Below are 10,895 nucleotides of genomic sequence, written 5' to 3'. Positions count from 1 at the left end.
CCTATGAGCGCCAGCGTCAGGACGGGCTGCTCGACAAGACCTACACCGCCGATAGCCTGGTCCGCATCGGGCTGGGCGGCCCGGCGGAACTACAGGTGGGCGGCTCGGCGTGGAACCGGCTGGAAGAAAGCGGCGGTGGCTCCCGCCGTCATGCCGTTGGCCACGGCGACACCAGCGTCGGCCTCAAGATCGCGCCAGGGGGTTCCGGTGAGACGGGCACGTTCAGCTGGGCTGCCCTGGGTCAGGTCACGTTCGCCAACGGCGATCAGGATTTCAGCAACGGCGCGAAGGAGTATACCCTCGGCGCCACCGGCCAGTGGAAGCCGAACGACACCTGGCAAGGCACCTTGTTCGCCAACGTCGATCGCCTGCAGGGCCGCAACACCTGGACCCTGGCACCGACCTTCGGGCGCAAGCTTGGCGAGAACTGGATGGCTTACGTGGAAACGGATGCGATCCACGATGCCGAGGACGGCAACGAGTTGCAGGCAGGCGGAGGCGTGGCATACAGCATCGGTGACCATGCCCAGCTCGACGCCTACGCCCTGCACCGCATCGGCACGCACGGCCCTTCAGTAGTCGCCGGCCTCGGCGTCTCGATCTTCTTCGGCAAGAAGAGCTAGCGATTGCTTCTACGCATGGCGCGCACCAGCAGCGCCGTAAGCACAAGGCCGATGACCAGCCCGATGCCACCACCCCAGACGGCGCCCGTGCGCGAGTCGATCGCGTAACCGATCCCGAAGCCCATCAGCATGAACAGTGGTAGAGGCAGGCATCCCATGGCTCGATGCTACCGAGAAACCCACCCGAGATAAAAACATGGCCCTCGCGCTCACGCGGAGGGCCATGACGGACGTCCCTTGGTCCGGTGGCATGAGCCACACCAAAACGCGGCCCGACAAAGCCGGCGCGGCGTTATCGCCGATGAAGGGGGGATCGATCCTGTTACCAGGGACTGACGGCATCCTGCCATCGGATCGGTCATCGGCGATTCGGTCGTCCCGACTGGCTTCTGGCCAGGCGGGACACGGGATCTATAGTGCGTAGGTGCGCCGACGACGGATATAGGAGGATTCTTAAAAACGTCCGCTCATTTCTGACGTCGATGCTGCCTGCGTGTTATGTCAGGCGCTGGCGTGGCGCTCAGGTCGCGGTCGGACGCGGCGATCGTGCGCATCGCGCGCCGGTGTCGGCGGCGCCGGTTTCGGTACGGCCTGGGTCATGGGCGTGCCACGGCTTGCGAGGCTGCGTAGCCGCGCGCAATCGGAGGACCCGTAGTCTCGTTTTCCCGGTTCTCGTTGCATCGATCGTCTCCTGCCTTCGTCCCGCCCGAGTCAGCAGCGTGATCCGGAAAAGAGAAAATTCCGGTGGCGCGGCGGTGAACGTTTCGTGACAGGTCTTCACGGGCCCGAAGGCCCGATAACCGTTAAGGCGACGTGGAGACGGATGCCGCGGCAGCGGGCATCCGTTCGATCAACTCCGTGGCGAGCTGCTCGTAGTTCTCGTCGAAATGGTGCGAGCCGGCTTTCTTGTACACCGTGACGAACGAAGGCAGCTTCGGATCGGTGCAGCCACTGTCGCTCGCATCTTCGGTTCCGTAATAGCAGGCCATCGGCGGCTTGCCGCCGAGCGCCAAAATCGGCGGGACGGCGTCGGTATGGACCACGGGATTGAGCCACTGCAGGAGGTTGTGCGTGTGCGTCGTCCACCAGCCCTGCTGCATGTAGCCCTCGAGCTCGATCTCGAAGTTCACGTCACGGCTGGCGGACAGCAGGACGAGCTGGCTGAGCTTCGCGCGGTTATCCGGGCGCAGCTTGCCGACGATGGTCGGCAGCACGTCGGCACCGAAGGAATAGCCGATCAGGAGCACGCGCTTCTTGTTCCACTGGGCGGTGTAGCGGTCCAGCAGGCGATCGAGGTCGTGGGCCGATTCATCGGGCGAGCGGTAGCGCCAGAAGTACTTGAAGGTGCTCACGCCGGCGACGGGGATGCCGCGTTGCGTGAACACCGCGCCCAGGCGTTGGTCGAGATCCCACCAGCCGCCATCACCGGAGTAGATGACGACGAGCAGGTCTTCCTCGCCGGCCGGCGCGGCCTTCAGTGCCGGCAGTTCGACGGTCGACACTTCCATCGAAGCGTGTGTCCACGGATGCCAGGCGAGCAGGCCGAGCACGACCGCCGCAACGAGGACGATCAGGATGTAACGCAGGACCTTCTTCATCGACGCACCACGCCGCCCAGGCCACCGGAAATCAGGCTGGCGACGTTCGCCAGTGCCAGCGGCAGGCCGATGCCTCCGCCGACGGCGATGTAGCGCGGCTCCCATTCGGGATCGAACTTGTCCTTGTAGCGATGCAGCCCGCGGAAGTTGTAGAAGCGTTCGCCGCGGCCGAACACCATGGCGCCGAAACGGCTCCACAGCGGCGCGGTGCGACGGTTCTGCAGACCCGATAGCGGAGCCATGCCGAGGTTGAACCAACGATAGCCTTCGGCCTTCGCCCAGACCATCAGTTCGATGAACAGGAAATCCATGATGCCGGAGGGTCCGTCGGGCAGGTGGCGCATCAGGTCGACGGAGGCTTCTTCCTTCGTCGCCGTCACGAAAACATTGGCGAAGGCGACAGGCTCATCGCCCTGCCATACCACCGCCATGGGCGTACGCGCGAGATAGCGCTCGTCGAACAGGCCGAGCGAGAAACGCTTCTCACGCACTTTCTTGTCGCGCATCCAGGCGTCCGAAATCAGCTTCAGGCGCGGCAGCAGCGCGGGAACGCCTTCGACGGGAACGATTTCCATGCGCAGACCGTCACGGGCGAGCTTGTTGACGGTGCCGCGCAGGGTCTTCTTCGACTTACCGTCGAGGTTGAAGGTTTCCAGGCGCACGCGCGCCTCCTCGCCGATCTTGAGCAGGCTCATGCCGACCTCGAGGTAGAGGTCGAGGTCCTCCGGACGGACCTGGTAGAACAGCGGCCAGCCGCCAGCGCGTTCGCATTCCTCGCGGAAGCGCCAGACCAGTTCACGGCGCGCATCTTCGTTCTCACCGACCGGGTCACCCATGGCCACCCAACTGCGGCCTTCGATGTCGTACATGATGAAGGCGCGGTCGTCCGGCGCGAACATCAGCATCTTGTCGCCGACCAGGGCGAGGTGGGCCTGGGCCGAGGAGAAATGTTTCAGCAGCGGCATGGCGCGCGCCAGGTCGGCGTCGCCCGGCAGCGCACGGCGGGTGCGTGCGGGACGGATGAGGTTGGCCAGGGCGAACAGCATGACCACTGCCGTGGCGCCCACCAGCGCGCGCMGCGCGCGCGGGGCGCCACCGTGGTGAAAGCTGAATTCCCACCAGAGGTTGTTGCTGTATTCGACATGCTTGAAGCTGAAGAACACCAGCCACGTGGCGCAACCGAGCACGGCGGCGATGGCCGCCATCCAGCCCACCGAGAAGCTGGCGCGAAACAGCGAGGCACGCCGGTAGAAGTGGCGATGTGCCGGGGCAAGGGCGAGTGCCAGCAGCGATAGCAGGGTCGCTTCCTCGTAGTCGATGCCCTTGAGCAGCGACAGGACGGCGCCGACGATCAGCAGCACGAGGGTCAACACATAGGCGGCGTCGAGACGGCGCTGCAGGCCGCGGGCGAGGATCAGCAGGAGCATGCCGACGACGCTGGAGAGGAAATGCGAGACCTCGACCAGGGGCAGCGGCACGAAGCCACGCAGGATTTCCATGCGCCCTGGTATCGCCAGGGTGGCGCCCGAGAAGAGCAGCACGGCGCCGGCAAGCAGCGTCAGGCCGGCGAAGAACGGCGGCAGCAGGCTACTGAACCACGGCGTGATCAACGCCGTGTGGCGCAGGCCGCGGATTTCGCGCCAGATGACCATGAGGGTGGCCACGCCAAGCGGCAGGAGGTAGTAGACGAGACGGAAGGCCGTCAGTGAACCGAGGATCGGGGCCTCCAGGCCATGATTTCCGGTCGCACCGAAACCAGCCAGCATGACCGCCTCGAAGACGCCCAGGCCACCCGGCACGTGGCTGATCAGTCCGGCCATTTGCGCCAGCACGAAAATCGCCAGGAAGTGGCCGAATCCGCCCACGATTTCCTGCGGCATGAGGACGTAGAGCACGCCCGAAGCCAGGCCCCAATCGAGCGCGCCAATGAGGATCTGCCGGGCCGCGACCTGCGGGGTCGGCGTATGGAAGGCCCAGCGCCCGATGCGAAGGGGTCGACGCACCAGCGCGGCGGCGGCGAACCAGGCGAGTGGAACCAGGGTAAGCAGGATCGCCAGCGGAATACGCAGGCCCGAAAGCGGCACTTCCGGCGGAATCGGCACGATCAACAGCGTCACGCCGGTCAGGGCGGCGAGGCCGAGCCAGAAACTCAAGGTGGTGTAGAGGACGACGCGGGCTACTTMGCCCGTGCTCAGTCCAGCCTGCACATAGAAGCGATAGCGGATCGAACCGGACACCAGCAGGGACATGCCCAGCGCATTGGAGAAGGCGTAACTGATAAAGGAGATGAAACCGACGCGCTTCGCCGGCAGGCGCCGCCCGATGCTGGCCAGTCCGAACCAGTCGTAGAGCGTCATCACGGCGAAGCCGGCGCCCGTGAGCACGATGGCCAGGGCGATATCGGCATTCGGCAGGCTGTGCACGTAGGCGCCGATCTGCCGGTACGTGACCTCCGTGGCCATGGCGTGCAACGCCCACAGCGCCAGGCACAGGAGCAGGAGGGACAGCAACGGGCCGCCCGCTCGACGTAGCAAAGTCGCGTACAGCGCGGGCTTCGTCAGGGGCGTGTCATTCATTGGCAGCTCCGCCCTCGTCTCGTGCTCCACTGCGTCCGCGGCTCCATTGGTTATCGTAAGGTCGTGTAGGGTGCCACAGAGCGCGTTCAGGCGGCAGGTCGCCACGTGCACGGCGTTCATTATGGGGCCCGGGCGGCTTCGGAAGCTTGCGGTGGGGGCTGGGAAAGCCTTACGTAAGCTGCCTTAATTACCCTCTTGGCACACTCTGCCCGCTTTCCGGCTGGCGACCTTACGCGAGGCACCATGCGTTCAGATCCTTCGGCACAAGGCGTCCTGCGCCAGCGTTTCCGGCCCCTCCTCTGGTTCGGCGTCCTTTTCGTCGGTGTGGCCTTCCTGGTCCGCCTGATCCTGCTGATCAAGACCGGACACGATATTCCTGCCGAGCCGGGCAAGTGGCTCTACCTGTTCGGCGTGGGCCTGGGCTACGACCTGGTCACCTTCCTCTACTTCGCCTGGCCCATGCTGCTGGTGCTCTGGCTGCTGCCCCGCCGGGCTTACCTGTCGCGCTGGGGTCACCGGATCTTCGTTGGCTTCTGCTTCGTGCTGACCTTCGCCGTGCTGTACCTGGGCGCCGCCGAGCTGGTCTTCTGGGGCGAGTTCAGTGCCCGCTTCAATTTCATCGCGGTGGACTATCTCGTCTATACGCACGAAGTGGTCGGAAACATCCAGGAGTCGTACCCGATCGTCACCTGGTCGTTGCTCCTGCTGCTGGCGACGGTGCTGGTGATCTTCTTCAGCCGGCGCACCCTGAAGGCGCGCGACGAGGGCTCGCGCTTCGCCGGCCGCTCGGCCGTGGTCGGGGTCTGGCTGGTACTGACCGTGGCGGTGAGCTTCGCCGTCGACGGCTCCATGAAGGACCGTTCGACCAACAACTACGTCAACGAGCTGGCCGGCAACGGCATCTATCAGTTCTTCGCGGCGTTCCGGAACAACGAGCTGGACTACGCGAAGTACTACCCGACGATTCCCGACGACCAGGCCTTCAGCAACCTGCGCGAGCTGGTGAAGACGCCCAACGCCACGTTCACCAGCAGCGACCCGAAAGACATCACTCGCACCATCGTCGCCGACGGCACCGAGAAGAAGCTCAACGTGGTGCTGATCAGCGTGGAGAGCCTGTCCGGCGATTACGTCGAAGGCCTCAACGTCAGCAAGCACATGGGGCTCACGCCGAACCTCGACGCCCTGGCCGCGAAGAGCCTGTTCTTCACCCAGCTTTATGCCAACGGCACGCGCACGGTGCGCGGCCTCGAAGCGCTGTCGCTGTCGGTGCCGCCGACGCCCGGCGAGTCCATCGTCAAGCGTCCGGGTAACGAGAACCTGAATTCGCTGGCCGACGTGTTCAATGCGAAGGGCTACACCTCCGAGTTCGTCTACGGCGGTTATGGCTACTTCGACAACATGAACCACTTCTTCGCCAGCAACGGCTACACGGCGGTGGACCGTAACGTCATCGACAACAAGGACATCCACGCCGAGAACGTCTGGGGCGTGGCCGACGAAGACCTGTTCACCCTTGTCATGAAGCGGATGGACGAGTCGTACGCCAAGGGCAAGCCGTATTTCGGCCATGTCATGACCACCTCGAACCATCGTCCGTACACCTTCCCCGAAGGTCGCGTGAATGCGAAGCAGGGTGCGCGGAATTCGGCGGTGCGTTACACCGACTGGGCCCTGGCCGACTTCCTCAAGCGCGCGTCGACCAAGCCATGGTTCGACGATACCGTCTTCGTCATCACCGCCGACCATTGCGCCAGCAGCGCCGGCAAGACCAGCCTGCCGGTGGACAAGTACCACATCCCGCTTTTCATCTATTCGCCCAAGCACATCGCGCCGGGTCGCGTGGATCGCCTGATGAGCCAGATCGACATCCCGCCGACCGTGCTGGGCTTGCTGAACTTCAGCTACACCTCGCACTTCTACGGCTACGACCTGTTCAAGCTCGAGCCGGGCCGCGAGCGCACCTTCATGAGCACCTACCAGGAGCTCGGTTACATGCGCGACGGTCGCCTCACCTCACTCATTCCGCGTGAGCCGGTGAAGGAGATGACGCCTGATCTGGTCTCGGGCGATGCGACCGTGGCGAAGGCCGACCCCGTGGATGCGAAGGATGCGATCACGTATTACCAGACGGCCGCGTATCTGTTTACGCATGGGCTGATGACGAAGAAGGGCAGCGCTGCGACAACGCCCCCCTAAACGTCCTGTAGGAGCCGATTCATCGGCGAATGGGTGCTTGCGATGACCGATCCCGCTATCTAGCGCCCCGCGGCAGCGCGTTCGCGCACTTCCGCGAACGTCCAGTCCCGCAGCAGCTCGCCGTTCTCCCAAACCGTAACCATCGCTTCTTCCCAGCCGGGCTCAAGATCCTCCGGTGCGAGCGACACCGCATCGTCCGGTAACGCCACGGTACGGTAGCTGCCGTACTCGCGATGGCGCACGAGGGTCATGCGGCCGCGCTTGGATGTCTTGCCCTGGTCGGTGACGGGATCCTTCCAGACGTCGCGCCACTCGCCTTCGATGCGCACCGCCGAGCATTTGAGCGCGAACTTCTGCGTATCGCGGGTGAGCTTCTGCAACAGTGCGCCGCCCATGCCGAAGGCGAGGTTGTCAGCGGCGTAGCCGGCGCCGGTGATGCGTTCGAGGATGGCCCGGATGCTTTCCGGATTGACGCCGTCGCCCTGGATCACCCGCACGTGGTTCAGTACACGAAAGCCCTTGCCGTTCACCGTGCTGCCGAAGGCCTCGTCGAGCAGGGTCACGCAGCGGTGCACGACGTCGACCGGGTCGCCGGAGTCGGGACGGACGATGACGGTGGCGCCGGAAGCGATGACCTCGTCGCGCAGCGTCTTGCCCCAGTGTTCGGCAATGGCGTGGAAAATGTCGTAGCTGTCGGACACCACGGCAACGAGGCCGCCGGGCCTGGCAAAGTGCTTGAGCATGTTCCGGTACGCATCGACTTCATGCTCGCGGCCCCAGCTGGTGATCGTGCTGTGCTCGGCGGCCGGAATCGAATAGCCGGCCATCGGCTCGCCATAGAACGCCCGTGCGGCGAGCACCCCGGACACGGTGTCGGTGCCCATGAAGTTGACCAGGTGCGCCATGCCGCCGAGGCCGGCGGACTCCGCGCTGGAGACGCCACGTGCGCCGAAGTCGTGCAGCTTGAAAGGAATCTGTCCGGCAGGATCGTCCGAGGTCTTTTCCAGGTACTGCAGCAGGGTCCGGCGTGCCTGCCAGCTGATCGTCGCCACGGTTACCGGGTACCAGAGGCGCAACAGCAGGGTTTCGAGGTACGACGGTAGCCAGAAAGCCTCGGGGTCGGTCGACTCGATGGTGACTAGCGCCTGGTGCGTGGGTACGACGGAGCCTTCGGCTACGGCGCGGATGCGCACGGGCAACCTGCCGCCGTGGACATCCACGATGCGTCGCCAACCGGTTTCATTGAAGGGCTCGCCGTGGGCGGCGAAGAAGTCACGCGCCGCATCCACGTCCGCATGCGTGACGGCGCGGCCGAGGCGTGATTTCAGGACGGCCTGGAGGCCGAAGAACACCGTGCTTTCGTACGTGCCGCCACGCGATTCCACGTAGAAGAAGGTGGCGTCGGTTCCCGGCGGGTACTGCAGCCAGTGGCTGGCTTTGTAGCTGTCGGTGTCGAGGATGGGGTTGTCGAGGTAGGACATGCCGTGGGTCGTCATGACCCACAGCATACCCCTGGTGTGACTTATGCCGCGCTGTCGACCAGCACCAGTTCGGCATCCGCCGAGGYCGTGATGCGAAGCGTGGTCTCGTCGCGGATCGCGGCGCCGTCGCCCTTGTTGAGCGTCTTGCCGTTGACCTGCACCGAGCCTTCGGCCGGCACCATGTACGCGAAGCGACCCTCGCCAAGCGTGTATTCCACGGTCTCGCCGGCCTTCACGCTGGCGCCGAGGACGCGGGCATCCGTGCGGATCGGCAGCGCGTCGCCATCACCGGCCATGCCGCTGGCCAGGGTGACGAACTGGCCGGAACGCTCGCCCTTCGGAAACGGACGGGTGCCCCACGACGGTGCCTTGCGCTCGCCGTCCGGAATGATCCAGATCTGGAAGATCCGGGTGGCTTCCGGCTCGGCGTTGTACTCAGCGTGGCGGATGCCGGTGCCTGCGCTCATCACCTGCACATCTCCCGCCTCGGTGCGACCCTTGTTGCCCAGGCTGTCCTCGTGGGTGATCGCGCCTTCACGGACATAGGTGATGATTTCCATGTCCGAATGCGGGTGCGCCGGGAAGCCGGTGCCGGCGGCGATCGTGTCGTCGTTCCACACGCGCAGCGCGCCCCAGCCCATCCGCTTCGGGTCGCTGTACGAGGCGAAGGAGAAGTGGTGCTTCGCATCGAGCCAACCGTGGTTGGCACCGCCAAGACTGTTGAAGCTGCGGACGTCGATCATGTCGTGCTCCCCCGGAATTACCGGACTGGGTGAGTGAATGGGTGTATTTTCCTCCCCCGTCGCGGGCTGCGGAGCATCGTTCCGCCGAACGGATTGTTTCCCCGGGATAGCTTGTGAGGGTTGCAAAATGCCCCTCTCCCGCCCATCTGCTACGGATTGGCGGTTCGCCCGCCTCCCCCTTTCAAGAGGTGTCTGCGGATGATTCCGTTCTCGGTACTCGACCTGTCCCCGGTGGCGCGCGGCTCCACCCCTGGCCAGTCGCTGCGTAACTCGCGCGACCTCGCCCAGCACGCCGAAGCGCTCGGTTTCCATCGCTACTGGCTGGCCGAGCACCACAACATGACCGGCATCGCGAGCGCCGCCACGTCCGTCGTGATCGGTTTCATCGCCGAAGGCACGAAGACGATTCGTGTCGGCTCGGGCGGCATCATGTTGCCTAACCATGCCCCGTTGGTGATCGCCGAACAGTTCGGCACCCTCGCCTCGCTGTATCCGGGTCGCATCGACCTTGGCCTTGGCCGGGCGCCGGGCACCGACCAGGGCACCGCGCGCGCCTTGCGCCGCTCCATGGGGCCCAGTGACGACCGTTTCCCGGACGACGTACAGGAACTGCAGCTTTTCCTCGGCCCGCAGCAGCCGGGTCAGACCGTACGCGCCGTGCCGGGCATGGATACCAACGTGCCGCTGTGGCTGCTGGGCTCGAGCCTGTTCAGTGCGCAGCTCGCCGCGCATCTGGGCCTGCCCTTCGCCTTCGCCTCGCATTTCGCGCCGGACATGATGATGAAGGCGCTCGAGGTGTACCGGCACATGTTCCGTCCGTCGGAGGTGCTCGACAAGCCTTACGCCATGCTCGGCATCAATGTGGTGGCTGCGGCCACCGATGAAGAGGCGCGTCGCCTGTTCACCTCGCAGCAGCAGGCATTCTGGAATCTGCGCCGCGGTGCACCGGGTACGCTCCCGCCGCCGGTGAACTCGATGGACGGCGTCTGGACGCCGATGGAGAAGGCGCAGGTCGACCATGCGTTGTCCTGCGCGGTGGTCGGCTCGCCGGATACCGTGCGCGACGGTCTTGCGGAGTTCATCGAACGCACGGGCGCCGACGAACTCATCATCACGGCGCAGATCTTCGACCATGCGGCCCGCAAGGAGTCGTATTCGATCGTCGCCGCGCAGCACGCGAAGCTCGCTGAGCGTTCGGCGGCCTGATCGCGTGCGAGTCGTCCTGGACACGAATGTCTGTCTGGACGCGTTCGTGTTCGACGATCCACGCGCCGCGACGCTCGTCGCGGCGCTTGTCGCCGGTGACGTCGAAGCGGTGACGCGGGCCGATTGCCGGGATGAGTGGCTCGGCGTGTTGGCGTATCCCGCGCTGAAGCTGGATGAAGCGCGTCGTGCGGAAGCGGCGACGCGTTTCGACGGTGTCGTTACGTTACTGGATGGCGTCGCCGCCGGTGAGGTGACGGCCGACGGCGGTCGGGATGCCGTGCCACGTGTACCGCTGCCGCGTTGTCGCGATCCTGACGACCAGAAGTTTCTCGAACTTGCCCAGGCGTCGGGCGCGTCCGTGTTGTTTTCGCGGGATGCCGAAGTGCTGCGGTTGGCGCGGCGTACGGTGCGTGACGGGTTGTTTGAGATTCTGAAGCCTGAAGATTGGGCGGGGCCTGCGTAACCCGCT

The 10,895-nt window shown here is 65.0% G+C and carries 9 protein-coding genes; 4 read left to right on the top strand and 5 right to left on the bottom strand.

The window, feature by feature from the left end; translation table 11 throughout:
* The coding region (locus tag AC1DSN_RS00645; protein ID WP_477329234.1) for a transporter at positions 1 to 623 on the top strand (623 nt) is incomplete at its 5' end.
* Here the strand turns inward: AC1DSN_RS00645 and AC1DSN_RS00640 are convergent.
* From AC1DSN_RS00640 to mprF, 3 genes are all read right to left on the bottom strand, one after another.
* The gene (locus AC1DSN_RS00640; protein ID WP_213949947.1) at positions 620 to 781 is read right to left on the bottom strand and encodes a hypothetical protein; all 162 of its coding nucleotides are present in this window, start codon (positions 779 to 781) and stop codon (positions 620 to 622) included. The two genes, AC1DSN_RS00645 and AC1DSN_RS00640, sit on opposite strands and share 4 nt — an antisense overlap.
* Before the next feature lie 645 nt (positions 782 to 1,426).
* A complete protein-coding gene (locus AC1DSN_RS00635) occupies positions 1,427 to 2,221 on the bottom strand; it encodes a virulence factor family protein (protein WP_477295101.1) in 795 nt (264 codons plus the stop codon).
* Positions 2,218 to 4,797: a bifunctional lysylphosphatidylglycerol flippase/synthetase MprF gene (gene mprF, locus AC1DSN_RS00630; protein ID WP_477329232.1), complete on the bottom strand. Its 2,580-nt coding sequence runs from the start codon at positions 4,795 to 4,797 to the stop codon at positions 2,218 to 2,220. Before mprF ends, AC1DSN_RS00635 begins: the two co-directional genes overlap by 4 nt.
* 243 nt (positions 4,798 to 5,040) lie before the next feature.
* Here mprF and AC1DSN_RS00625 point away from each other — a divergent pair, with 243 nt between their 5' ends.
* Complete coding sequence (locus AC1DSN_RS00625; RefSeq protein WP_477294859.1) at positions 5,041 to 6,996, top strand: LTA synthase family protein; 1,956 nt, start codon at positions 5,041 to 5,043, stop codon at positions 6,994 to 6,996.
* Positions 6,997 to 7,055: 59 nt separating this feature from the next.
* Here AC1DSN_RS00625 and AC1DSN_RS00620 read toward each other — a convergent pair whose 3' ends face one another.
* Entirely contained in the window at positions 7,056 to 8,477 is a 1,422-nt protein-coding gene (locus AC1DSN_RS00620) for a nicotinate phosphoribosyltransferase (protein WP_477294861.1), read from the bottom strand.
* 41 nt (positions 8,478 to 8,518) lie between these two features.
* Positions 8,519 to 9,220: a pirin family protein gene (locus tag AC1DSN_RS00615; protein ID WP_477329230.1), complete on the bottom strand. Its 702-nt coding sequence runs from the start codon at positions 9,218 to 9,220 to the stop codon at positions 8,519 to 8,521.
* 198 nt (positions 9,221 to 9,418) lie between these two features.
* On the opposite strand from AC1DSN_RS00615, the gene AC1DSN_RS00610 reads away from it, so the two are divergent.
* The gene (locus AC1DSN_RS00610) at positions 9,419 to 10,426 is read left to right on the top strand and encodes an LLM class flavin-dependent oxidoreductase (protein WP_213949944.1); all 1,008 of its coding nucleotides are present in this window, start codon (positions 9,419 to 9,421) and stop codon (positions 10,424 to 10,426) included.
* A 4-nt stretch (positions 10,427 to 10,430) separates the two neighbouring features.
* Entirely contained in the window at positions 10,431 to 10,889 is a 459-nt protein-coding gene (locus AC1DSN_RS00605; protein ID WP_477294864.1) for a putative toxin-antitoxin system toxin component, PIN family, read from the top strand.
* The last annotated feature ends 6 nt before the right edge of the window (positions 10,890 to 10,895 follow it).

This window comes from Luteibacter sp. P4_D7_3 (assembly GCF_056401735.1).
The sequence above is the reverse complement of the archived record's forward strand: the minus strand, read 5'-3'. Positions and strand labels throughout refer to the sequence as shown.